Origin of the sequence: Curtobacterium sp. MCPF17_047, from assembly GCF_003234045.1 — a bacterium.
Lineage (GTDB): Bacteria > Actinomycetota > Actinomycetes > Actinomycetales > Microbacteriaceae > Curtobacterium.
The window spans coordinates 417736-444246 of record NZ_QKSF01000001.1; the positions used below are offsets into that span (position 1 = coordinate 417736).

Annotated in this window: 24 protein-coding genes; 16 read left to right on the forward strand and 8 right to left on the reverse strand. The window is 72.1% G+C overall.

The genetic code is table 11. The annotated features are described in order from the left end of the window. The first annotated feature begins 46 nt into the window (after positions 1-46). From DEJ33_RS02135 to DEJ33_RS02145, 3 genes are all read left to right on the forward strand, one after another. Positions 47-1042 (forward strand): DNA-directed RNA polymerase subunit alpha, encoded by a 996-nt coding sequence (locus tag DEJ33_RS02135; RefSeq protein ID WP_110903551.1) that lies wholly within the window; start codon positions 47-49, stop codon positions 1040-1042. Between the two features lie 64 nt (positions 1043-1106). After that, complete coding sequence (gene rplQ, locus DEJ33_RS02140; protein ID WP_111043486.1) at positions 1107-1679, forward strand: 50S ribosomal protein L17; 573 nt, start codon at positions 1107-1109, stop codon at positions 1677-1679. Between the two features lie 135 nt (positions 1680-1814). After that, positions 1815-3005 (forward strand): FUSC family protein, encoded by a 1191-nt coding sequence (locus DEJ33_RS02145; protein WP_111194188.1) that lies wholly within the window; start codon positions 1815-1817, stop codon positions 3003-3005. 5 nt (positions 3006-3010) lie between these two features. On the opposite strand, the gene DEJ33_RS02150 is transcribed toward DEJ33_RS02145, so the two are convergent. Then, on the reverse strand, positions 3011-3463 hold the full coding sequence (locus DEJ33_RS02150; RefSeq protein WP_111194189.1) for a hypothetical protein: 453 nt from the start codon (positions 3461-3463) through the stop codon (positions 3011-3013). 82 nt (positions 3464-3545) lie between these two features. Here DEJ33_RS02150 and DEJ33_RS02155 point away from each other — a divergent pair, with 82 nt between their 5' ends. Beyond that, positions 3546-6866, forward strand: a complete 3321-nt coding sequence (locus tag DEJ33_RS02155) for a BTAD domain-containing putative transcriptional regulator (RefSeq protein ID WP_111194190.1) — start codon at positions 3546-3548, stop codon at positions 6864-6866. Here the strand turns inward: DEJ33_RS02155 and DEJ33_RS02160 are convergent. Together DEJ33_RS02160 and DEJ33_RS02165 are read right to left on the reverse strand one after the other, a co-directional pair. Then, positions 6835-7680, reverse strand: coding sequence for an ABC transporter permease (locus DEJ33_RS02160; protein ID WP_111194191.1), 846 nt, complete (start codon positions 7678-7680; stop codon positions 6835-6837). The genes DEJ33_RS02155 and DEJ33_RS02160 overlap by 32 nt on opposite strands. Further along, the gene (locus DEJ33_RS02165) at positions 7677-8678 is read right to left on the reverse strand and encodes an ATP-binding cassette domain-containing protein (RefSeq protein WP_111194192.1); all 1002 of its coding nucleotides are present in this window, start codon (positions 8676-8678) and stop codon (positions 7677-7679) included. The genes DEJ33_RS02160 and DEJ33_RS02165 overlap by 4 nt, the downstream gene beginning before the upstream one ends. A 97-nt stretch (positions 8679-8775) precedes the next feature. Here DEJ33_RS02165 and DEJ33_RS02170 point away from each other — a divergent pair, with 97 nt between their 5' ends. The 7 genes from DEJ33_RS02170 (at position 8776) to glmM (ending at position 16478) form a co-directional block, all read left to right on the forward strand. Beyond that, entirely contained in the window at positions 8776-9729 is a 954-nt protein-coding gene (locus DEJ33_RS02170) for a tRNA pseudouridine synthase A (RefSeq protein ID WP_375342135.1), read from the forward strand. 22 nt (positions 9730-9751) lie between these two features. Further along, positions 9752-10498 carry an MBL fold metallo-hydrolase gene (locus tag DEJ33_RS02175; RefSeq protein ID WP_111194193.1) on the forward strand — a complete coding sequence of 249 codons (747 nt, stop codon included), beginning with the start codon at positions 9752-9754 and terminating at the stop codon, positions 10496-10498. After that, positions 10495-10875 (forward strand): hypothetical protein, encoded by a 381-nt coding sequence (locus tag DEJ33_RS02180; protein ID WP_111194194.1) that lies wholly within the window; start codon positions 10495-10497, stop codon positions 10873-10875. Before DEJ33_RS02175 ends, DEJ33_RS02180 begins: the two co-directional genes overlap by 4 nt. A 174-nt stretch (positions 10876-11049) precedes the next feature. After that, positions 11050-13848, forward strand: coding sequence for an ExeM/NucH family extracellular endonuclease (locus DEJ33_RS02185; protein WP_220034432.1), 2799 nt, complete (start codon positions 11050-11052; stop codon positions 13846-13848). 263 nt (positions 13849-14111) lie between these two features. After that, complete coding sequence (gene rplM / locus DEJ33_RS02195) at positions 14112-14558, forward strand: 50S ribosomal protein L13 (RefSeq protein ID WP_110824221.1); 447 nt, start codon at positions 14112-14114, stop codon at positions 14556-14558. A gap of 38 nt (positions 14559-14596) precedes the next feature. Continuing rightward, a complete protein-coding gene (gene rpsI / locus DEJ33_RS02200) occupies positions 14597-15082 on the forward strand; it encodes a 30S ribosomal protein S9 (RefSeq protein ID WP_110903538.1) in 486 nt (161 codons plus the stop codon). 22 nt (positions 15083-15104) lie between these two features. Beyond that, positions 15105-16478 (forward strand): phosphoglucosamine mutase, encoded by a 1374-nt coding sequence (gene glmM / locus DEJ33_RS02205; protein ID WP_111078756.1) that lies wholly within the window; start codon positions 15105-15107, stop codon positions 16476-16478. A gap of 147 nt (positions 16479-16625) precedes the next feature. On the opposite strand, the gene coaA is transcribed toward glmM, so the two are convergent. Then, complete coding sequence (gene coaA, locus DEJ33_RS02210) at positions 16626-17570, reverse strand: type I pantothenate kinase (RefSeq protein ID WP_111194195.1); 945 nt, start codon at positions 17568-17570, stop codon at positions 16626-16628. Between the two features lie 108 nt (positions 17571-17678). Next, on the reverse strand, positions 17679-18164 hold the full coding sequence (locus tag DEJ33_RS02215) for a glutathione peroxidase (protein WP_111073912.1): 486 nt from the start codon (positions 18162-18164) through the stop codon (positions 17679-17681). A 70-nt stretch (positions 18165-18234) separates the two neighbouring features. Here DEJ33_RS02215 and glmS point away from each other — a divergent pair, with 70 nt between their 5' ends. Genes glmS through tsaE form a run of 5 tightly spaced genes read left to right on the forward strand, consistent with a single transcriptional unit; the run spans position 18235 to position 23241 of the window. Continuing rightward, positions 18235-20082: a glutamine--fructose-6-phosphate transaminase (isomerizing) gene (glmS, locus tag DEJ33_RS02220; protein ID WP_111194196.1), complete on the forward strand. Its 1848-nt coding sequence runs from the start codon at positions 18235-18237 to the stop codon at positions 20080-20082. Between the two features lie 6 nt (positions 20083-20088). Continuing rightward, complete coding sequence (locus DEJ33_RS02225; protein WP_111194197.1) at positions 20089-20487, forward strand: holo-ACP synthase; 399 nt, start codon at positions 20089-20091, stop codon at positions 20485-20487. Next, positions 20484-21587: an alanine racemase gene (gene alr / locus DEJ33_RS02230; protein WP_111194198.1), complete on the forward strand. Its 1104-nt coding sequence runs from the start codon at positions 20484-20486 to the stop codon at positions 21585-21587. The genes DEJ33_RS02225 and alr (DEJ33_RS02230) overlap by 4 nt, the downstream gene beginning before the upstream one ends. Further along, positions 21584-22747, forward strand: a complete 1164-nt coding sequence (gene alr / locus DEJ33_RS02235) for an alanine racemase (protein WP_181432737.1) — start codon at positions 21584-21586, stop codon at positions 22745-22747. Before alr (DEJ33_RS02230) ends, alr (DEJ33_RS02235) begins: the two co-directional genes overlap by 4 nt. A 38-nt stretch (positions 22748-22785) precedes the next feature. Continuing rightward, positions 22786-23241 carry a tRNA (adenosine(37)-N6)-threonylcarbamoyltransferase complex ATPase subunit type 1 TsaE gene (gene tsaE / locus DEJ33_RS02240; RefSeq protein WP_111078780.1) on the forward strand — a complete coding sequence of 152 codons (456 nt, stop codon included), beginning with the start codon at positions 22786-22788 and terminating at the stop codon, positions 23239-23241. A gap of 83 nt (positions 23242-23324) precedes the next feature. Here the strand turns inward: tsaE and DEJ33_RS02245 are convergent, their stop codons facing one another. The 3 genes from DEJ33_RS02245 to DEJ33_RS02255 all read right to left on the reverse strand — a co-directional run bounded on the left by DEJ33_RS02245 (position 23325) and on the right by DEJ33_RS02255 (position 26337). Beyond that, the gene (locus DEJ33_RS02245; protein ID WP_220033960.1) at positions 23325-24653 is read right to left on the reverse strand and encodes a glycoside hydrolase family 16 protein; all 1329 of its coding nucleotides are present in this window, start codon (positions 24651-24653) and stop codon (positions 23325-23327) included. Between the two features lie 415 nt (positions 24654-25068). Continuing rightward, positions 25069-25656 carry a dihydrofolate reductase family protein gene (locus DEJ33_RS02250; protein ID WP_111078750.1) on the reverse strand — a complete coding sequence of 196 codons (588 nt, stop codon included), beginning with the start codon at positions 25654-25656 and terminating at the stop codon, positions 25069-25071. A 69-nt stretch (positions 25657-25725) separates the two neighbouring features. Further along, entirely contained in the window at positions 25726-26337 is a 612-nt protein-coding gene (locus tag DEJ33_RS02255) for a hypothetical protein (RefSeq protein WP_111194200.1), read from the reverse strand. Positions 26338-26511 lie beyond the last annotated feature (174 nt).

Here is a 26511-nt window from a genome sequence, read left to right on the forward strand (position 1 = left end):
CCGCCAAGTGTCATATAGCGGACACTTCGCCGAAAGGAATTCCACAGTGCTCATTGCACAGCGCCCCACCCTGAACGAGGAGTCCATCTCCGAATTCCGCTCGCGCTTCGTCATCGAACCGCTCGAGCCGGGCTTCGGGTACACCCTCGGCAACTCGCTGCGCCGCACGCTCCTCTCGTCCATCCCGGGTGCTGCCGTCACGAGCATCCGCATCGACGGTGTCCTCCACGAGTTCAGCACCGTTCCCGGTGTCAAGGAGGACGTCACCGAGATCATCCTGAACATCAAGAGCCTGGTCGTCTCCAGTGAGCACGACGAGCCGATCACGGCCTACCTGCGCAAGCAGGGCGCCGGACAGGTCACCGCTGCGGACATCTCCGCGCCGGCCGGTGTCGAGATCCACAACCCGGACCTCGTCATCGCGACCCTGAACGACGCCGCTCGCTTCGAGCTGGAACTGACCATCGAGCGTGGCCGCGGCTACGTCTCGGCGACGCAGAACCGTTCGGAGTTCAGCGAAGCCGGTCAGATCCCGATCGACTCGATCTACTCGCCCGTGCTCAAGGTCACCTACCGCGTCGAGGCGACGCGTGCCGGTGAGCGGACGGACTTCGACCGTCTGGTCGTCGACGTCGAGTCGAAGCCCGCGATCACGCCGCGCGACGCCATCGCGTCGGCCGGTCGCACGCTCGTCGAGCTGTTCGGGCTCGCCCGCGAGCTCAACACGGCGGCTGAAGGCATCGAGATCGGCCCCGCGCCGGTCGACGCCGTGCTCTCGAACGAGCTGCAGACGCCGATCGAGGACCTCGACCTGTCGGTCCGGAGCTACAACTGCCTGAAGCGCGAGGGCATCAACACGGTGTCCGAGCTCGTCGCCCTCTCGGAGACGCAGCTCATGAACATCCGCAACTTCGGCCAGAAGTCGGTGGACGAGGTCAAGGACAAGCTCACCGAGCTCGGCCTGTCCCTCAAGGACACCGTCCCCGGATTCGATGGTGCCCACTTCTACAGCGGGTACGACGAGGACGAGTCCAGCAACTGACCTCGCGCTGACGCGCACGCGCTCCTGACACGGGGCGCACCACCATCACCACTGGAGAACTGACATGCCGAAGCCCACCAAGGGCCCCCGCCTCGGTGGCGGTCCCGCCCACGAGCGCCTGCTCCTGAGCAACCTCGCCAACGCCCTGTTCACGCACGGCCGCATCACCACGACCGAGACGAAGGCCAAGCGCCTCCGCCCGGTCGCCGAGCGGCTCATCACGTTCGCGAAGCGTGGCGACCTGCACGCTCGTCGTCGTGTGATCGCAGCCCTGCGCGACAAGACCGTCGTGCACACGCTGTTCACCGAGATCGCGCCGCAGGTGGCCGACCGCCAGGGCGGTTACACCCGCATCACGAAGCTCGGCTTCCGCAAGGGCGACAACGCGCCGCTCGCCTCGATCGAGCTCGTCCTCGAGCCCGTGTCGAGCACGCCGGCTCCGGTCTCGCGCACGGCTGCTCCGGCCGCCGCAGCGCCGGCCGCGACGGAGTCCGACACCACGGAGGCCCCGGTCGAGGAGACCGAGACCACCGAGGAGTCGACCCCGGTCGCCGAGGAGACCACGACCGACGCTGCCGCCGAGGTCGAGGCCGACGCCGCCGCCAAGTCGGACGACGCCGCGGACACGTCCAAGTAGTCACACCGCACCACACCGGAGGGCCCTCGCAGCGCAGGCTGCGGGGGCCCTCCCGTGTTCGTGCGTGCACCCGCCCGGCCGGGAGGCACGCCCAGCGCCCCCGGCACGGTGCCGGCCGACGAGACGAGAGCACCCATGCAGTTCCAGCACATCGCCGGGGTCGGCACGCGCGTCTGGCGGTGGAGTCGGAGCTCCGGCACGCAGCCGCGCCTGCTGCACGCCGGCAAGGCCGCCGCCGCCGCAGCACTCGCATGGACGGTCGCCCGGCATGTCCCGGGCGTCGCGTCCGACTACCCGTACTACGCCCCGCTCGGTGCGGTGGTGGCCATGCAGACGACGGTGTTCGCCGGCCTCCGGAGCGGCGTGCAGACCCTGGTCGGCATCGCCCTGGGCATCGCCGTCGCCGCCTTCACGATGTGGGTGGGCGACCCGGGAGTCCTGGCGGTCGCCCTCGCGGTCGGCGTCGGTGTGCTCGTCGGTGGGTTCCGGATCCTCGGCGAGGGCAGTTCGTGGGTCTCCACGGCGGCGCTCTTCGTGCTGCTCGTCGGCGGCGCCCACGCCGAGGGGTACTCGCTCGGGTACCTCGTGCAGATGGCGGTCGGTGTGGTCGTCGGCCTGCTGGTGAACTTCCTGGTGTTCCCACCGCTGCGCTTCTGGGACGCCGAACGTCGGATCGACCAGGTGAACAGCGTGCTGGCCGAACACCTCGACGGACTGGCCGACGTGCTCGAGCAGGGGGAGCGGGACGAGCGGGCCTGGGACCGCGCGCAGGACCGCCTGGACCGTGCCATCGCCGACGTGCGGAGCCGGGTGTCGATCGCGCAGGAGAGTCGTCGCATCAACCCCCGCGGAGCGCTCCGGGGATCGCGTGCGCGGTTGCAGCGCGACGGTTCCCGGTTCCGCGCACTCGAGCGGGTCGCCTGGTACACGACGGACCTCACCGAACTCGTCGCCCGGTCAGGCCCGGTGTCGTCGAACCTCGGTCGGCCGGACGAGGCGTTCACCGTGCCGCTCACGACGGCGGTCCGGCAGGTGGCGGCGATGATCCGGGGCGACCACCCGCCGGAGGAGGGCGACCGGGCGATCTCCGAACTCGAGCGGGCGCTCGACGCATCGCGCGAGTACCCGTCGGACGTGGCGGTGACCTCGTCCGCGCTGGTGTCGCTCCGCGGCATCGTCGAGTCCGAGCGCCAGGCGACGCAGGACCTGGACACCGCGACCGGGCCCTCGGACGACACGGACCGGCGACCGATCCGCGAGCGGGTCCGCGACCGGGTCGGGCGACGGCCGCGAACGGGCCGTCCGCAGCGCCCCCGGGAGCGGTAGCCGGCTCAGGCGGCCAGCGAGGCCTCCACCCAGCGGACGATCGCCGAGGTGGTGTCCGGCGCGACCGCGCGCCAGAGCGCGAAGTGCTCCCAGGTGCCGTCCCGCAGGACGTCCACCGAGCAGAGCATGTCGTCGCAGGTGCGCCAGGCGGCGTCGCCGCTCTCGAGTCCGTCGAGGTCGAGTCGGCCGGACCGGTCGACCGTGCCGTTGCCGAGCCGCTGTTCGAGCACCCACCCGCCGTCGGGCAGTTCGGAGTACGCGGCACCGGTCAGCGGGTAGCGCCCCGAGCCGTCGTAGCGGAAGACACACACGGCGCCCTCGACCCGGTGCATCGCGAAGTCGCCGAGTTCAGCGGCGGTGTCGGTGGCCACGTCGGACGGCGTCGAGAGGTCGACGTCGCTGACGTCGTCCGTGACCGCGACGGCGGCGGTCGTGATGCGGCGGAGGCGTGTGGACACATGCTCAGGGTACGGGTGGGCGCGACGGCAGCAGAGGCCGTCCCACCACGATCGGGTGACGGGGCGCGCCTAGACTCCGAGCGTGCCCGAGCTCCGTGTCGCCGTCCTCGGTCCGGTGCTCGCCGAGGACCCGACCGGTGCCCTCGTCCCGGTCCCCGGGGCGCTGGCTCGGACGTTCCTCACCGCACTCGTCCTGGCGCGCGGCCGCGCCGTGACCACGGAGTCCCTCATCGACGACCTGTGGGCCGACGAACCACCCAGAGGCGCCCGCGCGGCCCTGCAGACGCTCGTCTCGCGCCTCCGCCGCGCCACCGCCGACGGGCTCGTCGTCTCCACCGCGTCGGGGTACGCCCTCGGCGTGGACACCGACGCGACCGACCTCGGTGCGGCCGAACGGATGCTCGGTGTCACCCCGGACGCGCCAGTGCTGCGCGCGGCCCTGGACCGCTGGCGCGGCGAGCCCGGAGGGGACCTCGAGGGTTCCGTGGCCGGGGAGCTCGCCGCCCGGGCGGGCGCGGTCCGACGGGACCTCCGTCGTCGACTCGCCACGGTCCTCCAGTCCAGTGGCGACCCGGATGCCGCCGCAGCCCTCTGGCGCGACGAGGCCGCGGCCGACCCGTTCGACGAGGCAGCCGTCGCCGGGCTGGTCCGTGCCCTCGCCGATGCCGGGCAGGCAGCCGAGGCGCTCGCCGTCTTCGCCGCGCACCGCGACCGGCTGTCCGACGAACTCGGCGCCGACCCGTCCGCCGACCTGGTGCGACTCAACGCCGAGGTGCTCCGCAGCACCGGTCCCGTCAGTGGCTCGGTCCGGCGGGTCGGGCTGCGGGCCGCGCCGAACGCGCTCATCGGACGGGAGGCCGACCTCGCCACCGTCACGCGCCTCCTGTCCCAGGCGCGGCTGGTGACGATCCTCGGTGCCGGCGGTCTCGGCAAGACGCGACTCGCGCAGGCCGCGGCGACGACGGTCCCGCCTGCCTGCGGCGTCGTCGTGGTCGAGCTCGCGCCGCTCACCACCGGCGAGGACGTGGTGCCCGCGATCGGTGCGCTGCTGGGGATCGCCGAGGTCCGCAGCGCACGGAGCCTGCGGGACGCCGTGGTGGCCGACCTGCGGAGCCGGGTGGTCCGAGCGCTCGGTGAGGAACCCACCCTGCTCGTGCTCGACAACTGCGAGCACATCCTCGAACCCGTCGCCGCGTTCACCGCCGACCTGCTCGCGGAGCTGCCCGGACTGCGGGTCCTGACGACCTCGCGTGCGCCGCTCGCGGTCGCCGGCGAGGTCGTCGCACCGCTGGCGCCACTGCCGGTGGAAGCCGACGGGGCCGCCGTCCGCCTGTTCACCGACCGGGCACGCGCGGCACGACCGGGTGCGGTGCTGCCGGTCGACGCGGTCCGCCGGATCTGCACCCGGCTCGACGGGTCACCGCTGGCGATCGAGCTGGCCGCCGCGCGGATCCGCGGGATGAGCGTCGACGAGATCGAACGACGACTCGACGACCGTTTCGCGCTGCTCCGCGGTGGCGACCGGTCGGCCCCGGAACGGCACCGGACCCTGCTCGCCGTCATCGAGTGGAGCTGGCGACTGCTCGACGACGGGGCCCGCGACCTGCTGACCCGACTCGCGCTCTTCCCGGACGGCCTGTCCGTCGACGCCGTCGAAGCGGTCGCCGCACCGTCACGGGTGCACGACGCCCTCGACGACCTGGCCGAACTGGTCGAGCAGTCCCTCGTGCAGCTCGTCGAGCAGGAGGGCGAGCCCGTCCGCTACCGCTTGCTCGAGACCGTCCGCGAGTTCGGTGCCGCACGGCTGGAGGAGTCCGGCGCCACCGGGGACGTCCGCGCCGCGATGACCCGCTGGGCCTGCCGGGTCGCGGCCGGACACGACCTGTTCATCGTGCGGACCACGGACCAGGTCGCGCGCTTCCGGGTGCTCGAACGAGAGGCCGACAACCTCGTCACGATGCTGCGCTGGAGCCTGCGCGCAGGGGACGCCGTCGCGGTCGCGCCGCTCTTCTCGGCACTCGCCGGGTACTGGTCGTTCCGCGGGGCGCACGGTGAGGTCGCGGCGATCGCGTCCGACGTCGTGGCCGTCCTCCGCACCGTCCCACCCGAGGCCGAGTCCGAGCCCGAGCCCGAGGCCGAGTACGAGCACGAGCCCGCGACCGGCGTCCGCACGGCCGCCGTCCTCGGCCTCGTCATCGCCTGCGCGACCGCCGCCTTCTCCGACCGCCGCACCTCGGTGCGCGCCCGCGCCGCGCTCCGCCGCCTGCGCCGGGCCGGCGTGACCGGCGTCCCGGTGGTCGACGCCCAGGCCGAGCTGCTCCTCACCCTCGGCCGTCGGGCCGCGGGTGAGAGCGCCCTGACCCGACTCCGCGCGGACCCGGACACCGGGGTGGCGTGCCTGGCGCACCTGCTCAGCGCGCCGTTGACCGAGAACGACGGTGAACTCGAACGCGCCCTCGGCTTCTCGACCCGCGCGCGGCTGCTCGCCGAGCAGGCCGGTGACGTCTGGACCTCGGGCACCGCTGCCGTCTCGGTGACGCAGCTCGCCGGGCAGCTCGGTCGGTACGAGCAGGCACTCGCCGCGGCGGCCACAGCCCGGGAACGGCTCGAGCAGTTCGGCGCCGAGGACGACCTGGTCGAGGTCGGGTGGAGCGTCGGGTTGAGCGCCGCGGCGACCGGGGACGTCGACCGCGCCCGCTCGTTGGCGGCCGAACTCGCCGCGCTCCCGGCGTCCCCCGGTTCCGGACCGGTCGGTGGCCCGGGTGGCGGCCCCGGCGGGGAGCGGGCACAGATGACGCTGCTCGCGCACGCGGTCCGGGCCGAGGTCGCACGGACCGAGGGAGACCCCGCACGCGCGGTCGTCGAGTACCGGCGGGCCTGGGACCAGGTGGTGCCGCACCGGCGCGAGGCGAGCCAGTGGGTGATGGTCATCGGTGCGGCGCTCCTGGCCGCGCAGGACGAGGCGGCGCAGGACGAGGCGGCGCAGGGCCGGTCCGCCGGGGCCGCAGCGGGCCTCCAGGACGCCGGTCGGGAGGCCCGTGCGGACCTCGCCCGGCAGGTCCGGGTGAGCGCCCTGGTCGCGCTCCGCATGCCGTCGCTGTGGAACGACCTGCCGGTCGTCGGGACGGCCGTCCTCGGCACCGCGCTCGAGGCGATCGACCGCGGAGTCGACCCGGCCCTCGTCGCCGCTGTCTGGGGCAGTGCGCTCCGTCTGGGTGCCCGACAGGACTTCGCGGTCCTCGGTCACGGACGGCTCCGGCCGCTGGTCGTGGCCGCGGTCGGCGAGGCCCTCGTGGTGGACGCCGAGACGGCCTCGGCCGGGATGTCCCGGGCCGAGGCCGTCGCTGCCGCGCGAGCGGCGCTCGAGGCGGTCAGGCCTTCCGCATGTAGGCGCGGACTGTGAGCGGGGCGAACACCGCGACGACGACCGCTGCGCCGAGCAGGCTCAACCACAGGTCGCCGCCGACCGTGCCGTGGTTGACCAGGTCGCGGACCGCGGTGATGAGGTGCGAGATCGGGTTCACGTCGGAGAACCAGTGCAGCCAGTCCGGCAGCGTGTCCGCCGGGACGAACGCGTTCGACAGGAACGTCAGCGGGAAGAGCACCAGGTTCGAGATGCCCGAGACGCTCGACGCGGTGCGGGCGACGACACCGAAGTAGGCGAAGACCCAGCTGATCGCCCAGGCCACGACGACGACGAGCAGGCCGGCGACCAGCACCGCGCCGATGCCACCGGCGGGACGCAGCCCCATGATGAACCCGACGGTGAAGGTGATCGTGGTGGCGATCGCGTAGCGGACGGTGTCGGCGAGCAGCGCTCCGGCGAGCGGGGCGATCCGGGCGATCGGCAGCGACCGGAAGCGGTCGAACACGCCCTTGTCCATGTCCTCACGGAGCTGCACGCCGGTGACGATCGACGACGTGATGTTCGTCTGCACGAGGATGCCGGGGATGATGATCGGCAGGTAGCTGCTGACGTCGCCGGCGATCGCGCCACCGAAGATGTACGTGAACATCACGGTGAAGACGATCGGCATGAGCGTCACGTCGAAGAGCTGCTCCGGCGTGCGCCGCACCTTGATGAGCCCGCGGTACGCCATCGTCAGCGACTGCCGGACGGTCGCGGCCAGGCCGGATCCGCCGACACCCGGCCGCGGGGCGACCCGCGGGGCACCCGACGGTGCGGCGGCCAGGTCAGGGGTGGTGAGCGTGCTCATGCGTTGCTCCCTTCGAGCGCGCGGGCGGCGGGTGCAGGCGTGCCAGCGCCCGCCCCCTCGCCGGTGATGGTGAGGAAGACCTCGTCGAGCGTCGGCTTCTGCACGCTCATCTCGGCGAGGGAGATGCCGGCGTCCCGCAAGGACACGAGCAGGTCGGTGACACGGTCGGGGTCCGCCATCGGCGCGGTCAGGCGGGAGCCCTCCGGGCTCGCCACCGCCGCGGTCCCGAGCACGCGGAGCACCAGGTCGGACGCCTCGGCCAGTCGTGCCGGCGTCGAGTCGGCCAGCCGGAGCTGCAGCGACGCGGTGCCGACCGAGGCCTTCAACTCGTCGCTCGTGCCCTCGGCCACGACCCGGCCGTGGTCGATCACCGCGATCCGGTCCGCGAGCTGGTCGGCCTCGTCGAGGTACTGCGTCGTCAGCAGCACCGTCGACCCGGTCGCGACGAGCTCCCGGATCGTGTCCCACATCTGCGCCCGGGTCCGGGGATCGAGGCCCGTCGTCGGCTCGTCGAGGAAGATCAGCGGCGGCTGCGCGATGAGGCTCGCAGCCAGGTCCAACCGTCGGCGCATGCCGCCGGAGAACCCGCGGAGCGGTCGTCGTGCGGCCTCGCTCAACCCGAAGCGCTCGAGCAGCTCCGTCGACTTCCGCTTCGCCTCCGTCCGGGACAGCCCGAGCAGCCGGCCGAAGACGACGAGGTTCTCGGTCGCGCTCAGGGTCTCGTCGACGCTGGCGTACTGGCCGGTCACACCGATGAGCTGCCGCACCACGTGCGGCTCCCGGCGGACGTCGTGGCCGAACACCCGCGCCTCGCCGCCGTCCAGGCGGAGCAGGGTCGCGAGCATGCTGATCGTGGTGGTCTTGCCGGCACCGTTCGGTCCGAGCACCCCGTAGACGGTGCCGGCCTCCACGCGGAGGTCGACCCCGTCCACGGCCCGGTTGCTGCCGAACGTCTTCACGAGGCCAGTGGCCTCCACCGCGAGCGGTGTCGTGGTCATCGTCGTGTCCTTCCGTCGACGTCGTGTACGGGGAGGACACTGCCGAGCACCGCTCACGCGGCACTGACGCGGCGCTGACATCGGTACCGTGGAGGGCGTGAGCGAGACGGCCCGGACACCAGACGACACCGGCGCAGACGACACCGGCGTGCGACTGCGGATCGACCTGGCGTACGACGGTTCCGGCTTCTCCGGATGGGCGCGGCAGCCCGCACTCCGGACCGTGCAGGGTGTGCTCGAGGACGCCCTCGCCACCGTCTTCACCCGGTGGGGCGAACCACCCCGGCTGACGGTCGCCGGGCGCACCGATGCCGGCGTCCACGCCACCGGACAGGTCGCGCACCTCGACCTCGGCCCGGACCAGTGGGCCGCCCTGACCCGGCCGAAGCGTCCGAGCGCCGACGGCACCGTCCGCGACGCCTTCAGCGGGCTCGTCCGACGGCTCAACGGGCTCGCCGGCGCCGACGGGGACGTCGTCGTCCGCAGCGTGCGCGTCGCCCCGGCCGGCTTCGACGCCCGGTTCTCCCCGCTCTGGCGGCGCTACCGGTACCGGGTCGCCGACGTCGACGCCCTCCGCGACCCACTCCGCCGTGGGCACACGACCTGGTACCCGGGGCGCCTCGACCCGGCGGCCATGGAGCGGGGTGCGCTGCGGCTGCTCGGGCTGCACGACTTCGCGGCGTTCTGCAAGCCGCGGGTCGGCGCGACCACGATCCGGACCCTGCAGGAGTTCCGCTGGGAGCGTGAGCCGGACGGCGTGCTGGTGGCGAGCCTCCAGGCCGACGCCTTCTGTCACTCCATGGTGCGCGCGATGGTCGGCGGCACCCTCGCCGTCGGCGAAGGCCGGCTGACGCCAGACGAACTCGACGGGCTCCGCGTCGCGGCGGAACGTACCAGCGCCTTCACCACCGCCCCGGCCCGCGGACTCACCCTGACCGAGGTCGGGTACCCGGACGAAGACGCCCTGGAGGCGCGGGCCGTCCAGACACGCGCCCGTCGCGACGCGGAGGGACACCGGCCCGGCGACCTGTCGGACGAGGGCGGGCGCTAGCGCCTGGCGGTAGCGTCGGGGGATGGCTCCTCGTGCTCCGCGCTCCGTCGTCTCCGTCGCACCCGGTGTGGTCTTCGTCGAGGGGCCGGTGTCGAACTGGGTCGTCCTGGCGGAGGAGGACGGCGTCGCCCTCATCGACGCGGGCTACCCGGCCGACACCGACCTGGTGCTCGACAGCGTGCTGCTCGCCGGACACGACCTCGACGAGCTCCGCCGCGTCTACGTCACGCACGGGCACGTCGACCACGTCGGGGGTCTGCCCGGGATCCTCGAGCGCTTCCCGCACGTCGAGGTCCTGGCGCACGCCGACGAACTCGACAACGTCCGGGGACCGTCGCGCCAGCAGGTGACGCCGGCCGAGATCGGCGGTCGCCTCGCCGCACCCCGCGTGCTGCGCTGGCTCGGCCGCGCGATCGCCTCGGACGCCCTCCGCCCGACGACGGTGCCGAGCGCGCGCGCCTTCACCGCCCGTGACTTCGAGGGCCGGGCGATGACGCCGCTGCCCGTGCCGGGGCACACCGACGGCTCCACCGCGTACCTGCTGCCCGCTGCCGACGCGATCGTGACCGGCGACGCCGTCGTCACGCACCACGACACGCAGCCCGCGGCGTGGGCGCCACGGCCGCGGATGATCACACCGTTCTTCAGCGCGGACCAGGCGCTCGCCGTGGAGTCGGCGCGGGCGCTGGCCTACCCGGCGATCGTGCTGCCGGGGCACGGGCCGGCGGTGCACCGGGTGGGGTCGGAGTGGGTGCCGATCCAGGCGTGACGGCGTTGCCCGGCATCGGCGACCGGTACCGGAACGGCAGATGTGACATGGTGGTCGACCGGCAGTGGAGCCGCGACGAAGAGGGAACCACCATGGACATCGTCCGCAGGGGCATGACTGGAGAGGCCGACGCCGGGTCGCTCGGACGCGGCAGGATCCGCCAGGCCGTCGTCTCACTCCTGGCGGTCGTCGCGACCCTGGGGTGCTGCGTCGTCGGCGTGACGGGCCAGGGTCTGACGATCCGCGGGGTCGCGGCCGTCGTCACGGTGGCTGCCATGGCCGGCTCGCTGGCGTTCGCGAGGAGACGCGGGAACCTCGTGGGGTGGTACGTCGCTGCAGCGGGGGTGGCGCTGTTGCGTGTGCTCTCCGGGTCGTGAGGCAGTGGTCGAGCCCGTCGTGGTGACGGCGGCTGCGTCGCTGCTCGCGCGGGCCGGATGGAACACCCGGTCGACCCTCGTCCGGGGGAGAGGCTTCACCTCGTCGTAACCTGTGTGTCCCCGCAGGCCCGTACGGTTCACGGGATCACTCCCGACCACGAACCGAAGGTCCCCATGCCACGAACCCTCGGACGCACCCTGCTGTGCGCCACGGCTGCCGCGACCCTGGTCGCCGCACCGCTCGTCACCGTCGCCACCGCCTCCGCGAACCCGACGGGCACCGGACTCGTCATCACCGAGGCGTACCTCAAGGGCGGCAGCGCGAACCAGCCGTTCACCAACCGGTTCGTCGAGATCGGCAACCCGACCGGCGCCGCGGTGTCCGTCGACGGGTGGTCGCTGCAGTACCGGTCGGCGACGGGCACGGGAGCGTCGAGCACCGTCGTGCCGCTCACCGGCTCCGTCCCGGCGAACGGCACGTACCTCGTGCAGGGAGCGTCGAACGGGAAGGTCGGCGATGCACTGCCCGCGCCCGACGTCGTCTCGACGTTGAACGCCTCCGGCGCGAGCGGGACACTCGTCCTCTCCGACCAGCCGACGGCACTGTCGCTGCCCGCGGGTGCGGTCACGACGGGGACGCCCGGCGTGGTGGACCTGCTCGGGTACGGTGCCGCGAACACGTCGGAGACCGCCCCGGCCACGAACCCCTCGGGCGCGAACAGCACCCCGGACGCCCTCGTCCGGCAGGGGACGACCGACACCGACGCGAACGCGGCGGACTTCACGCTGACGCGGTCGATCACCCCGCGGAACGCCGCCGGCGAGACGGCGCCAGGCGGCACCACGCCGACTCCGGGCGGTGGCGGCACGACCCCGCCGACGACCCCCGTCGCCGCGACCATCCCCGAGATCCAGGGCACGACGGACACCTCGCCGCTCGTCGGCTCGACCGTCACCACCAGCGGTGTCGTGACCGCGGTGTACGCCACCGGTGGGCTCAACGGGTACACGATCCAGACGCCGGGCACGGGAGGCGCAACCACCCTGGCCGCGCGGACCGCCTCCGACGGCCTGTACGTCTACTCCGCCGCCACGGCCGGACTGGTCGCGATCGGCGACCACGTCCAGGTCACCGGCACCGTGTCCGAGTTCAACGGCCTCACCGAGCTCACCGTCCCGAGCGCCGCCGGGCTGACGGAGCTCACCACCCCGGCCGCCGCCCCGGTCCCGGCCGCCGTGGCTTTCCCCCGCACGGACGCCGAGCGCGAGATGCTCGAGAGCATGCTCGTCGCCCCGCAGGGTGACTACACGGTCGCCGACAACTACACGACGAACCAGTACGGCGAGATCGCGCTCGCCACGGGCCCGGGACGTCTGCTGCAGCCGACCGAGGTCGCCCGCCCGGGCAGCGCCGAGGCCGCCGCGGTGGCCGCCGACAACGCAGCGCGCAAGGTCACGCTCGACGACGGCGCGAGCACGAACTTCCTGCCCCGTGACGACCAGGACCAGTCGGCCCGGTCGATCCCCGTGCCCTGGCTGACGAACGCGGGCCCGGTCACGGTCGGCGCCACCGCGACGTTCACCGCACCCGTGGTGCTCGACTACCGGAACAACGCCTGGAAGTTCCAGCCGACGGCGCCGATCACCGGCGCGACCCCGAAGGCCGACCTGCCCGCGACGTTCTCGGACGTGCGCACCGCCGCGCCCGCCGCGGTCGGTGGGGACCTGAAGCTCGCCGGGTTCAACGTCCTGAACTACTTCCCGACCACGGGCGACCAGCTGACCGGTTGCACGTACTTCCGGGACCGCACGGGTGACCCGATCACGGTGGACTCCGGTTGTGACGCCCGCGGCGCCGCCGAGCCGGAGGACCTGGCACGCCAGCAGGTGAAGATCGTCACGGCGATCAACGGCCTGGGCGCCGACGTGGTCTCGCTCGAGGAGATCGAGAACTCGGCGGCCTTCGGGCAGGACCGGGACGCCGCGGTCGCCACCCTCGTCGACGCGCTCAACGCCGCCACCGGCTCCGACACCTGGGCGTACGTCCCGTCACCGACGAAGCTCGCCACCGACGAGGACGTCATCCGCCTGGCCCTCATCTACAAGAAGGCCCGGGTCGCTCCGACCGCCGAGTCGACGATCCTCACCGACTCCGACGTCTTCCAGCGCCAGCCGGTCGCCGACGCGTTCCGCCCGGTCGGTGGGACCGTCCAGGACGACTTCCTGGTCATCGCGAACCACTTCAAGTCGAAGGGCTCCGGCACCGGCGAGAACGCCGACCAGGGCGACGGCCAGGGCGCCTCGAACGCGGACCGCGTGCGCCAGGCCCGAGCCCTCACGACCTTCTCCGCCGCGATGCAGGCGCAGTACGGCACCGACAAGACGTTCCTGATCGGTGACTTCAACGCGTACAGCGAGGAGGACCCGATGGTCGTGCTCCGCGACGCCGGGTACACCGACCTCGCCCCGGCGCGTGACCGGACCGAGTACTCGTACGTGTTCAGCGGTCTGAGCGGTTCCCTCGACCACGTGCTCGCGTCGCCGGCAGCGCTCGCCACCGTGCAGGGCGTGGACATCTGGAACATCAACTCGACCGAGTCGGTGGGCCTGGAGTACAGCCGGTACAACGTGAACGTCTCGGACCTCTACACGGACGACGTGTACCGCGCGAGCGACCACGACCCGATCCTCGTCGGGTTCGACCTGACCGCGGCCGAGGCGCCGGGCGGCCCGACGCCCGAGCCCACGCCGGAGCCCGGCACGGACGACGAACCCACGGCCGACCCGACCCCGGCGCCGATCGCCGGTGGTGCGGGCACGACCCCGGGTGCGGGTGGGACGACCGCGGGCGGCCTGGCCTTCACCGGTGCGGAGATCGGCGGTGGCCTCGCGGCGGCGCTCGCGCTCCTCGCCGCCGGTGGCGGGCTCCTCGCCCTCCGTCGTCGTCGGACGACGGGTCGCAGCGCAGTCTGACCGCGCACTGGACACGGCCACCGACGGGAGGCGCGACACGGGTCCGACCCGTGCCGCGCCTCCCGTCCGTGGTGTCGGGGAGCGATGCGCGGTTGACCGGGAGGATCGGCGTCGACTAGGCTCATCTCTTGGTCTGCGCGCTCTGTTGCGCCAGACAGTCAGATGGGCCCTCCACCGGGTCGTTCACCGGGCATCTGCCCGCGGGAACGCCCACCGGAGTGGGATTCACGGACTCCTCACCTCGACACGAAAGCAGCACTCCTGTGACTCGTACGTTCTCCCCGAAGCCGGCAGACGTCCAGCACGACTGGATCGTCATCGACGCGACCGACGTCGTGCTCGGCCGCCTCGCTTCGCACGTCGCCGCCCTCCTCCGCGGCAAGCACAAGGCCACCTTCGCCCAGCACATGGACATGGGTGACTACGTCATCATCGTGAACGCCGACAAGGTCGCCCTGACCGGGTCGAAGCTCGCCAAGAAGGTCTACTACCGTCACTCCGGTTACCCGGGCGGCCTCACGGCCACCACCTACCCGGAGATGCTGGAGAAGCACCCGACCCGCGCCGTCGAGAAGGCGATCCGCGGCATGCTGCCGAAGAACACCCTCGGTCGCGAGCAGCTCAAGAAGCTCAAGGTCTACGCAGGCGCTGAGCACCCCCACGCGGCGCAGCAGCCCAAGCCGTACACCTTCGACCAGGTCTCGCAGTAACAGCGGCCACGACGACTTCCAGGAACGAGAAAACACTCATGGCTCAGATCGCTGACTCCATCGACCAGACCCCGGAGACCTTCACCACCGAGAGCGCGCCCGTCGCGTCGGAGGCGGCTCCCCGTCAGATCCTCAACGTCTCGGGCGGTGCCGTCGGTCGCCGCAAGGAGGCCATCGCCCGCGTCCGTCTCGTCCCGGGCTCCGGCACGTTCGTCGTGAACGGCCGCTCCCTCGAGGACTACTTCCCGAACAAGCTGCACCAGCAGCTGATCAACGACCCGTTCAAGGTCCTCGAGCTTCTCGGCTCGTACGACGTCACCGCCCGCATCACGGGTGGCGGCCCCTCGGGTCAGGCCGGCGCGCTGCGTCTCGCCATCGCCCGCACCCTGAACGAGATCGACCGCGAGAACAACCGCGCGGCCCTCAAGAAGGCCGGCTTCCTCACCCGTGACGCCCGCGTCATCGAGCGCAAGAAGGCCGGTCTCAAGAAGGCCCGCAAGGCGTCGCAGTTCTCGAAGCGCTGATCGCCTGACGGCGGGAGATCGCATGCCGCGTCTGTTCGGTACCGACGGCGTTCGTGGCCTCGCCAACGGCGAGTTGACGGCCGCGCTCGCACTGGGCCTTGCCCAGGCGAGCGCGGCCGTGCTCACGCACGGACACCATGCGGACGCTCGTCGAGCGTCCGGTCGCACGCGCCCCAAGGCCGTGCTGGCGCGCGACCCGCGCGTCTCCGGCGAGTTCCTGGGTGCTGCCGTGGCAGCCGGGCTCGCCTCCGCCGGCGTCGACGTCCTCGACGCCGGGGTCATCCCCACCCCCGCAGCGGCGTACCTCGTCGCGGACATCGACGCCGACTTCGGCGTGATGATCTCGGCGTCGCACAACCCCGCGCCGGACAACGGGATCAAGTTCTTCGCCGCTGGCGGCCGCAAGCTGCCGGACGAGGTCGAGGACCGCATCGAAGCGGCCATGCACGACCAGTCCGCACCCACCCCCACGGGTGCCGAAGTCGGGCGCATCACGCGCTTCGCCGACGCCGAGGACCGCTACGTCGTGCACCTGCTCGGCACGCTGCCGCACCGGCTCGACGGCATACACGTCGTGCTCGACTGCGCCAACGGGGCAGCCTCCGGGGTCTCGCCCGAGGTGTTCGTCAACGCCGGCGCGAAGGTGACGCTGATCGGTGCCGACCCGAACGGCATCAACATCAACGACGGTGTCGGCTCGACCCACATCGACAACCTGGCTCGTGCGGTCCTCGAGGCCGGAGCCGACGTCGGCATCGCGCACGACGGCGACGCCGACCGGTGCCTGGCGGTGGACGCCGAGGGCAACGCGGTGGACGGCGACCAGATCATGGCGATCCTCGCGCTGTCCCTCAAGGAACGCGGCCGACTGATCGACGACACCCTCGTCGCGACGGTGATGTCGAACCTCGGGCTCAAGCGGGCGATGGCGGACGCGGGCATCACCGTGATCGAGGCCGGCGTCGGCGACCGCTACGTGCTCGAGAAGATGACCGAGGGCGGCTACTCGCTCGGCGGCGAGCAGTCCGGCCACATCATCTTCAACGACTACGCGACGACGGGCGACGGGGTCCTGACGGGCCTCCACCTCGTCGCCGAGATGGCGCGGACCGGCAAGACGCTCGGCGAGCTGGCGGCGTGCATGACCGTGTTCCCGCAGGTGCTGCTCAACGTCAAGGGCGTGGACCGGCACGGACTGCAGGACCAGGGCGTGCAGGACGCGATCGCTGCCGCCACGCTGGCGCTGGGTGACACCGGCCGGGTGCTGCTGCGCCCGTCCGGCACCGAGCCGGTCGTCCGCGTGATGGTCGAGGCCGCCTCGCAGGAGGACGCCCAGCGCGTCGCCGAGGAGCTCGCGGACGTCGTCCGTGAGCGCCTGACGCTCGACGCCGCGTAGGACCGCCGGCGCGCCGGCCCGCCGGGCCGCCCGGCGCGTTCCCGACTCGCACAACAGAAACCCGTTCGAACCGCTGACTTCAGCGGTTCGAACGGGTTTCTGTTGTGCGGCGCCGGTCCGAACCGAGACCGCCCGGACCGCCGCGCGTCAGATCTTGCGGAGCAGGACGCTCGTCACCTTGTGGTCGGCGGCCTTCTTCAGCACGAGGGTCGCCCGGGAACGCGTGGGCAGCACGTTCTCGAGCAGGTTCGGCTCGTTGATCGCTCGCCAGACCCCGGTGGCGGTCTGCACCGCGTCCTCGCGGGACAGCGCGGCGAAGCGGTGGAAGAACGAGTCCGGGCTCGAGAACGCCTGCTCCTGCAACGCGAGGAACCGGTCGACGTACCAGGACTCGATGTCCTTGGTCTTGGCGTCGACGTAGATGGTGAAGTCGAACAGGTCACTCAGCGCGAGCCGCCCGTGCACCGGCGGCGCGAGCACGTTGAGCCCCTCGACGATGAGGATGTCCGGCTGCCGCACGACGATCTCGGCGTCCGGCACGATGTCGTAGACCAGGTGCGAGTAGTACGGCGCCCGGACCTCGGTGGCGCCGCTCTTCACCTGGCTGACGAAGCGCAGCAGGGAGCGGCGGTCGTAGGACTCCGGGAAGCCCTTGCGGTCCATGATCCCGCGGCGTTCGAGCTCGGCGTTCGGGTACAGGAACCCGTCGGTCGTGACGAGTTCCACCCGGGGTGTGTCCGGCCAGCGCTTCGTGAGCTCGCGGAGCAGACGGGCGACGGTGCTCTTGCCGACGGCGACCGACCCGGCGACCCCGATCACGAACGGCGTCCGGCCGGCCCGTTCACCGAGGAAACGGCTGGTCTCCGCGTGCAGGTCCCGCGCGCCGGCGGCGTACAGCGTCAACAGCCGGGACAGCGGCAGGTACACGTCCTGCACCTCGGTGATGTCGAGCCGGTCGCCCAGGCCGCGCAACTGCACGATCTCGGTCTCCGTGAGCGAGAGGTGCTCCTTCGGTGCGAGGTGCGACCACTCGTCCCGGGGGATCTCCACGAAGGGGGTGGGGTGCGCGACGGTCGTCTCCGGGATCGGCATGGGATCGAGCGTACTCAGCCGGGAGGCGCGTCTCCGGTCAGGGACGTCGCCGACGGTGGGCGGGCCTCCCGTCCGGATGCCGGTGCCGGTGCCGGTGCCGGTGCCGGATCAGGCGGGGAGCGCCGCCTCGATGGCGGCGACCACCTCGGGGGCGTCCGGCTTGACCGTCGGGCGGAAGCGCGTGACCGTGCCGTCCGGGGCGACGAGGAACTTCTCGAAGTTCCAGATGACCCGTCCGGCCTTGCCCGAGGCGTCCGGAGCCTGGGTGAGTTCGCGGTAGAGCGGGTGCGCCGAGCGGCCGTTGACCTTGACCTTCTCCGACATCGGGAAACTGACGCCCCACGTGGTGGAGCAGTACTCCTCGATGGCCTCGGACGATCCGAGCTCCTGCAGGAACTGGTTGCTCGGGAAGCCCAGCACGGTGAAGCCCCGCGGACCGTACGTGCGCTGCAGTTCCTCGAGCTGTTCGTACTGCGGGGCGAGGCCGCAGCGCGAGGCGACGTTCACCACGAGCACCGCCTTGTCACCGAAGCTGCCGAACGTGGTGGTCTCGCCCTTGATGGTGGTGATCTCGATGTCGTCGAAGCGTCCCATGTCCGGAGGCTATCCCCACCCGCCGTGCGGTTCGCAGGGTGCTCCCCGCGCTGCCCGTAGGATCGATCCCATGTGTGGAATCGTCGGATACGTCGGCAGCAACAGCAGCACGGACGTCCTCCTCGGGGGCCTCCGGCGCCTCGAGTACCGCGGCTACGACTCGGCCGGCATCGCCGTGGTCGACCCGTCCGGGGACCTGACCTCGGCGAAGAAGGCCGGCAAGCTCCAGATGCTCGTCGACGAGCTCGACACGAACCCGATCGCGGACGGCGGCACCGGCATCGGCCACACCCGCTGGGCGACGCACGGCGGCCCGACGGACGAGAACGCGCACCCGCACCTGGCGGACGGCGGCAAGCTCGCGCTGATCCACAACGGCATCATCGAGAACTTCGCCCCGCTGAAGGACGAACTGCTGGCCGAGGGCGTCGTGTTCCACAGCGAGACCGACTCCGAGGTCGCAGCACACCTCGTCGCGCGTGAGTTCCGCGACAGCCGCGACCTGACCGAGGCGATGCGTCGCACGGTCGCCCGCCTCGACGGCGCCTTCACGCTCCTCGTCGTGCACGCCGACCAGCCGGGCGTCGTCGTCGGCGCCCGTCGCAACTCGCCCCTCGTGGTGGGCCTGGGCGACGGCGAGAACTTCATGGGCTCCGATGTCGCCGCGTTCGTCGCGTACACGCAGCGCGCGCTCGCGATCGGCCAGGACGAGATCGCGACGATCCGCCCCGACGGCGTGGACGTCATCCACTTCGACGGAACCCCCGCCGACCGCAACGAGTTCGAGGTGAACTGGGACGCCTCGGCCGCGGACAAGGGCGGCTGGTCCTCCTTCATGGCGAAGGAGATCAGCGAGGAGCCCGAGGCCGTGCGCAACACGGTCCTCGGCCGTGTGCACGAGGGTGCGGTCACCCTGACCGACCTCGACCCGATCGCGGAGCGCCTGCAGCAGGTCGACCGCGTCATCGTCATCGCCTGCGGCACCGCGGCCTACGCCGGCATGCTCGGCAAGTACGCGATCGAGCAGTGGTCCCGGATCCCGGTGGAGGTCGAGCTCGCCCACGAGTTCCGCTACCGCGACCCCGTGTTGGACGACCGCACGCTCGTCGTCTCGATCAGCCAGTCCGGCGAGACCATGGACACGCTGATGGCCGTCAAGTACGCGCGCGAGCAGGGCGCGCAGGTCCTCTCGATCTGCAACACCCAGGGCGCGACGATCCCGCGCGAGTCCGACGCGGTGATCTACACGCACGCCGGCCCCGAGGTCGCCGTGGCGTCGACGAAGGCGTTCCTGGCCCAGGGCGTCGCGCTCTACCTGCTCGGGCTGCACCTCGCCACACTCCGGGGCACGTTGACCGCCGAGCAGATCGCCGAGCAGGTCGCCGAGCTCGAGGGCCTGCCCGCCAAGCTCCAGCAGACCATCGAGGACGCCGCCGGGGTCGCCGAGCTCGCCAAGTGGATGGCCGACACCCGCAGCGTGCTGTTCCTCGGGCGCCACGTCGGGTACCCGATCGCACTCGAGGGTGCGCTCAAGCTCAAGGAGCTCGCCTACATCCACGCCGAGGGCTTCGCGGCCGGTGAGCTCAAGCACGGTCCGATCGCCCTGATCGAGCCCGGTCAGATCGTCTTCGTGATCGTGCCGTCGCCGCGTGACGCCCGCTCGCTGCACCCGAAGGTCGTGTCGAACATCCAGGAGATCCGCGCCCGCGGTGCCCGGGTCATCGCGATCGCGGAAGAGGGCGACGCCGCGGTGCTGCCCTTCGCCGACGAGGTCCTGCGGATCCCGCTCGCGACGCCGCTGTTCGAGCCCCTGCTCGCCGTCGCCCCGCTGCACATGTTCGGCATGGAGCTCGCGGCCGCGAAGGGGCTCGACGTGGACCAGCCACGCAACCTCGCGAAGTCGGTCACCGTCGAGTAGTCGGCGATGATCATCGGCATCGGGGTCGACGTGGTCGACCTGGAACGGTTCGAGCGGGTCCTGACACGGACCCCCGCGATGCGGTCGCGGCTGTTCACCGACGCCGAGCAGCTGCGGGACGGTGAGCCGCGCCCGGTGGCGTCGCTCGCCGCCCGGTTCGCGGCGAAGGAGGCGTTGATCAAGGCCTTCGGGTCGAGCGCCGGCCTGAGCTGGCGGGAACTCGAGGTCGTCGCCGACGACCAGCGGAACCCGTCCCTCACTCTGCATGAGGGCGCCCTGCGGGTCGCCGACGAGCGCGGCGTCGTGCACGTGCACCTCTCGCTGTCGCACGACGGTGGGATCGCGACGGCGTTCGTCGTCATCGAGGGCCGGGACCGGCCCGCAACGGAAGGACCGATCGCGTGAGCGCGTTCACGGGGGTGACCGTCGACCGGGAGGCGTTGATCGCCAACTACGCCACGGTCGCGGAACAGGTGGCTCCGGCCGGCGTCGTCGCGGTGGTGAAGGCGGACGCGTACGGGCACGGCGCCGTCGAGGTCGCCCGGGCCCTGGTGGACGCGGGTGCGGACTGGCTCGGGGTCGCCGACCTGGACGAGGCGGTGGCACTCCGCGAGGCCGGCATCGACGAGGGCGTCCGGATCCTGGCGTGGTTGCACGCCCCCGACGAGGACTTCCGTCGCGCGGCCCGGTACGGCGTCACCCCGGCGGTCTCCAGCGTCGAGCAGCTCTCCACCGCGGCCGACGCTGACGTCCCCGAGGTGCACCTGGTCGTGGACACCGGCCTCAGCCGCAACGGTGCGGTGGAGTCCGAGTGGCCCGAGTTGTTCGCCACCGCAGCCGCACTGTCCCGCGGCGGCGACCGCACCCGGATCGAGGGGGTGATGTCGCACCTGTCGAACGCGTCGCGCTCGGACGACCTGGACCAGGACGCGGCGCTGCAGCGGGCGCTCGACGGCCTCGCGGCGGTCGGCATCCGCCCCGACGTCGTGCACCTCGCGGCCAGCGCGGGCAGCCTGGCGCTGCCGGAGACCCGACGGGACCTGACCCGGGTCGGCCTGGCGCTCTACGGGCTCAGCCCGTTCCCGGACCGGACCTCGGCCGACCTCGGGCTGCGGCCGGCGATGCGGGTGACCGCCGCGGTGCTGCGGACGGTCGCCGTGCCCGCCGGGGACGGCGTCTCGTACGGGTACACGTGGCGTGCCGAGCAGGACACCCGGCTCGCGGTCATCGGGCTCGGCTACGCCGACGGCTTCGACCGTGCCTACGGCAACCACGTCTCGGTGCGGATCGGGGACCGCCGGTTCCCGGTCGTCGGCCGGGTGGCCATGAACGCGATGCACATCGACATCGGGGACGCGGACGTCGCGATCGGGGACGAGGTCGTGCTCTGGGGCGACCCGGCGAACGGCGACCCCGCGGTCGAGGAGTGGGCCGAGGCGATCGGCACCATCAACTACGAGGTGGTCGCCCGCGTCGGCCGCAGCGTCGAACGGAGGACGACGTGAGCGCAGGACTGCGCCGGGCGGTCATCGACCTGGACGCCTACCGTGCCAACCTCGATCTCGTCCGCTCCTGGATGGACCCGGTCGAGGTGATGGCGATCATGAAGGCCGACGCGTACGGCCACGGCCTCGAACCGATCGCGCTGACCGCGGTCGACGCGGGGATCCGGTGGATCGGGGTGCTGACGGTGCCGGCAGCGCTGCGGCTGCGCTCGATCGGCGTCGGCGAGGACGTCCACCTGTTCACCTGGCAGCACGACCCGGGGCTGGACTTCCGCGACGCGATCGACTCCGCCGTCGACCTCGGTGTCTCGAACGTCGCCGAGCTGCGTCGCATCGTCGACGCGGTGGACCAGCGACCGGCCCGCGTGCACCTGGGGGTCGACAGCGGTCTGCACCGTGACGGCGCCACGGCGGCGGACTGGACCGCGCTGGTGGAACTGGCGCGCGACGCCCAGCGCGACGGTCGGATCGAGGTCGTCGCCGCCTACACGCACCTGGCGGAGTCCTCGGACGCCGACGACGCCGCGGCGGTGGCGCACTTCGACGCGATGGTCGAGCAGGCCGAGGACCTGGGGCTCGACATCCGGTGGGAGCACGTCGCCGCATCGCTCGCGGGCCTGGAACGCAAGGAGTTCCGGAAGGACATGGTCCGGATGGGCGCCAACCTGTTCGGCATCCCCGGTGCGGACGGAGTGTCCGCCGCCGACCTCGGCCTGACGCCCGTGATGACCCTGACCGCGTCCGTGGCGAAGACCAAGCGCGTCCCGGTCGGTACCGGCGTCTCCTACGACTACACGTACCGCACGGACACCGAGACGACCCTGGCGCTCGTGCCCGTCGGCTACGCGGACGGCGTCCCCCGCGCGGCACAGGGTCGCATCGAGGTCGCGATCAACGACACCCGCTACCCGATCGCGGGGCGGGTCGCGATGGACCAGTTCCTGGTCGACGTCGGGGACGACGACGTCCGGGTGGGCGACACCGTGACGCTGTTCGGCACCGGCGAGGACGGCGAGTCCACGGTGCTCGAATGGGGCCGTGCGCTCGACACCATCGGCGAGGAGATCGTCTGCCGGATCGGCAGCCGGGTCCAGCGCGTCCACGAGGGGCACTCCGGCGAGGGTCGGGTGGGGGAGTACCTGCGGGGCGAACGCTCGTGAGCGTCCTCCTCGACACCACGGTCGCGACGACGGACGAGATGGGGGCTCTCGGTGCCCGGATCGCGGGGGTGCTCCGGGCCGGCGACCTGGTCGTCCTCACCGGGCCGCTGGGCGCCGGCAAGACCACGATGACGCGGGGACTCGGCACGGCGCTCGGTGCGCGCGGGCAGGTGTCGAGTCCGACGTTCGTGCTCGCGCGGACGCACCCGACCACGGCTGGCCCGGACCTGGTGCACGTGGACGCGTACCGGCTGTCGGACCCGGTCGAGCTCGACGACCTGGACCTCGACTGGGACGGCTCGATCGTCGTCGTGGAGTGGGGCCGCGGCATGGTCGACGGGGTCAGCGACAGTGTCCTGGACGTCGAGATCACCCGGCCGACGGGCGGTGGCGACGGCCTCGGCGACGACCTCGATCCGGACGACGTCCCCGACGAACCCCGTCGCGTGGTGGTGACCGGCACCGGTCCCCGGTGGTCGGGCACCAGGCTCTGACGCCCGACCAACGGGGACACCGACCAGCGGGGACACCGGCCAGCGGGGACCCCGACCCGCGGACCCCGACCGGCCGGCCCGGCTCAGCTGAGGACGAAGCGCTGCGCCGGGGTGCCGTTGCAGTCCCAGATCTGCAACCGGGTGCCGTTCGTCGTGGCGCCGCCCGGTGCGTCGACGCACCGGCCGCTGGTCGGGTTCCGGAGCGACCCGTCCGACTGCGCCACCCAGTTCTGGTAGCCGCCGCCGTTGCAGGTCGCGAGTTGGAGCTTCGTGCCCGCGGCGCTCACCCCTCCGGCGATGTCGAGGCACTTGCCCAGGGTCTGCAGGGTCTGCCCGCTGGCGGTCCAGTGCTGGTCCTTCGCCGCCGCCGCGCAGTCCCAGAGCTGCACCGCGGACCCGTCCCCACCGGTGTCGTCACCCGCGACGTCGACGCACGTGCCCCCGGGCGCGGCGATGGTCCGCCCGGTGACCGTCCCACCACCGGCGACCTGACCCTTGTTGTACACCGCCACGGAGTCGATCACCAGCTGACCGCCGGACACGGTCGACGCGTTCGGACCACCGCCGAACGCGTTCGGGAAGCCGCCACCGATCGCCAGGTCGTAGATGATGAAGAACGGGTGGTCGATGGCGTTCGACCACGTGGTCGCATCGACCTGGTTCGCCTTCACCGTGGCGAAGACCGTGCCGTCGAGGGAGAAGCGGACCTGCTCCGGCGACGTCGACCGGTCGATCTCGACCGCGTAGTCGTGGAACCCGGTCTGGCAGCCGGCACAGGCGTGTTCGCCCGAACCGATGCCCGTCGACTCGTTGCAGGGGCCGCCGGGGTTGACGCCGCAGTGGATGGTGCTGAAGACGGAACTGCGGCCGTTGACGTCCTCCATGATGTCGACCTCGCCGGAACCGGGCCATGTGACCCCGGACCGGAGGGGCGCGCCGAGCATCCAGAACGCGGGCCAGTAGCCCATGCCGTTCGCCGGGGTGACGTTCGGCTGCTGCAGCACGGACTCGATCCGGACCACACCGCCGGGAGCAGCCCCGAAGGTGGCCGCCTGCGTCTCCACCCGGCCGGAGGTCCAGCCGGTCGACGGGTTCGTGCCGCTGTGCAGCGCCTGCAGCACCAGGTGGCCCTGACCGTCGTGGCGGACGTTCGCCGTGCTGCTCGTCATGGTCTCGATCTCACCGGTCCCGAAGCTGCTGCCCGGTCCGGTGTCGTACTTCCACTGCCCCTGGTCGAGTCCGGTGCCGGCGGCACCGGTGAAGTCGTCGCTCCAGGTCTGCGTGAAGCCCGCAGGTGCTGACGGGATCGCGGCGTGGGCGGCCTGTGGCGCCGTGACGGAGGCGATCGGCAGGACCGCGGCGGCGAACACCGCGAACGACGCGAGCGCCGCCCGTCGCAGGGTGATGGTCATGTGAGGCATCGTTGCCTTCTCTCGTGAGTCGAACGAGCGCAAGCCTCCTGCTCGTGGCGGCCGGCTGCCAAGTCGGCACATCGACGGACAAGTGCGGTCCGGTTCCCGCGGAGATCGGACGATGATCTCGGAACGCTTGGGTATCGAGAACGGAGCGCGTAGCGTCCCTCGGGCTACACCGCGGTCCCTAGCCGCGGCATGCCCGTCCCCCATTACCGGGCCGGCCTCGTCGTGATCGTACGTCGAACCCGACGGCGTCGTAGCGCGAGGGCGCCTGCCACGTGACCCGAACCCGAGTCAGGCGCCCTCGACCTCACGCCGATCGCTCCGAGGTCCCGCGATCCGCGCATCTCGAACGTCGAGTTGTCGATGTCGGGGGATCACGACGCGGCAGACGGGTGTGCCGACGCGTCACTCAGCGGATCGCGTACCGGGTGAGGGTCACGCCGTTGTGGAAGGAACGCTGTTCGAGCAGGTCGAGCAGCAGGGGTTCCGCGACCGGCTCGTCGAAGAGCGGCCGACCGGTGCCGAGGACCGCGGGGTGCGTGTAGAGCAGCAGCTCGTCGAGGAGCCCGGCGGTGAGCAGCTGCGTGGCGAGGGTGGCACCGCCGACCGCGATGTCCCCCTGGGACTCCCGACGGAGCGCCGCGAGCTGTTCGATCGCGTCGTCCCCGCCGATGACGCGCGTGTGGTGCTCGGCGCTCGTCCGGGTCCGGGACACCAGGACCTTCGGGATGTCGGTCCAGATCTCGCCGAACTCGCGCAACCACTGCGGCAGTGAATCGTCGTGCCGGGCGTCGGGCCAGAACGGGTCCATCATGTCGCGGACGACCCGGCCCTCGACGAACATCGACATCGACCGTGCCCGGTCGTTGAACTCCCGGTGCAGCGGCTCGTCGATGTGCAGCCAGTCCGGGCCGTCCAGGCCGCTGTGGTCGTCACGGTCGCGTTCGATGAGCAGGTCGAGCGAGACGTTCATCCAGTACACGAACCGAGCGGGCACGGCGGACTCCTTCGTCGGTGTCTCGACGGTAGCGCCGCAGCAGCGCACCGACAAGGGCGAGCGGACCGCTCAGCGACGAGCCGCCGCTCGGGTCCGCAGGCCACAGCTCCGACGCTCCAGGTCCGCCAACGCCGCCACCGTCTGCGGGTCCCGCCCACGCCACCGGTCCACCACACCGGGGCCGAGGGTGACGACCGCGTCCCGGCCGACGAGTGCCCGGAGCGCGAGCAACTCCGCCCCGTCCGGCGACCGGTCGACCCGACTGGTCGCGGTCGCCACCCGGACGAAACGCCCACGGGTCCGCGTCCACACCAGCAGCAGGAGCGCGATGACGACGACGGTCAGGCCACCGCCGACCAGGTGCGCGAGGTGCAGTGCGGTGTCGTGCTGCTGGGCGCCCGCGGCAGCGACGGCGCCCGCGTGCTCGCTCGCCTTCCGGAGCGGCGTGCTGACGGCGTCGCCGGCCAACGGGATCCGCGACAGTGTCCGGGCGGTGGCGGACAGCTGCTGCTGGAACGCCGACCCCTCGGACTGCACGCGCGTTCCGATCGTGGCGAGCCGCGCGATCGAACCGGCGACGTCGCGGCCGACGACCACCGCCAGGACCATGCCGACCAGGACGAGCACGTCGGCGACGACCTGCCGGGCACGTCGGGTCGGGCGGCTGTCGTAGACGACCATCACGGGCCTCCTGTCCGGGACCCGGCGTGGGCCTCCTGTGGCGGGACCGGTGCCGGGGTCGGCGGGACGGTCGACGTCCCAGTCTGCTGACGTTCCCTGTGCGCCGTTCGCTGGTACTAGGCTCGCTCTCCGGCCTCGGACCAGCCGGCCGGCAGCGGTGCCGGACGACGACGA

Coding starts and splice junctions, on each gene's coding strand:
- DEJ33_RS02175 (WP_111194193.1), top strand. CDS start 9,752: ATGGCTCCTCGTGCTCCGCGCTCCGTCGTCTCCGTCGCACCCGGTGTG.
- DEJ33_RS02145 (WP_111194188.1), top strand. CDS start 1,815: ATGCAGTTCCAGCACATCGCCGGGGTCGGCACGCGCGTCTGGCGGTGG.
- DEJ33_RS02185 (WP_220034432.1), top strand. CDS start 11,050: ATGCCACGAACCCTCGGACGCACCCTGCTGTGCGCCACGGCTGCCGCG.
- DEJ33_RS02215 (WP_111073912.1), bottom strand. CDS start 18,164: ATGGGACGCTTCGACGACATCGAGATCACCACCATCAAGGGCGAGACC.
- DEJ33_RS02255 (WP_111194200.1), bottom strand. CDS start 26,337: ATGGTCGTCTACGACAGCCGCCCGACCCGACGTGCCCGGCAGGTCGTC.
- tsaE (WP_111078780.1), top strand. CDS start 22,786: ATGGGGGCTCTCGGTGCCCGGATCGCGGGGGTGCTCCGGGCCGGCGAC.
- glmM (WP_111078756.1), top strand. CDS start 15,105: ATGCCGCGTCTGTTCGGTACCGACGGCGTTCGTGGCCTCGCCAACGGC.
- rpsI (WP_110903538.1), top strand. CDS start 14,597: ATGGCTCAGATCGCTGACTCCATCGACCAGACCCCGGAGACCTTCACC.
- DEJ33_RS02225 (WP_111194197.1), top strand. CDS start 20,089: ATGATCATCGGCATCGGGGTCGACGTGGTCGACCTGGAACGGTTCGAG.
- glmS (WP_111194196.1), top strand. CDS start 18,235: ATGTGTGGAATCGTCGGATACGTCGGCAGCAACAGCAGCACGGACGTC.
- rplQ (WP_111043486.1), top strand. CDS start 1,107: ATGCCGAAGCCCACCAAGGGCCCCCGCCTCGGTGGCGGTCCCGCCCAC.
- coaA (WP_111194195.1), bottom strand. CDS start 17,570: ATGCCGATCCCGGAGACGACCGTCGCGCACCCCACCCCCTTCGTGGAG.
- DEJ33_RS02160 (WP_111194191.1), bottom strand. CDS start 7,680: ATGAGCACGCTCACCACCCCTGACCTGGCCGCCGCACCGTCGGGTGCC.
- DEJ33_RS02245 (WP_220033960.1), bottom strand. CDS start 24,653: ATGACCATCACCCTGCGACGGGCGGCGCTCGCGTCGTTCGCGGTGTTC.
- DEJ33_RS02165 (WP_111194192.1), bottom strand. CDS start 8,678: ATGACCACGACACCGCTCGCGGTGGAGGCCACTGGCCTCGTGAAGACG.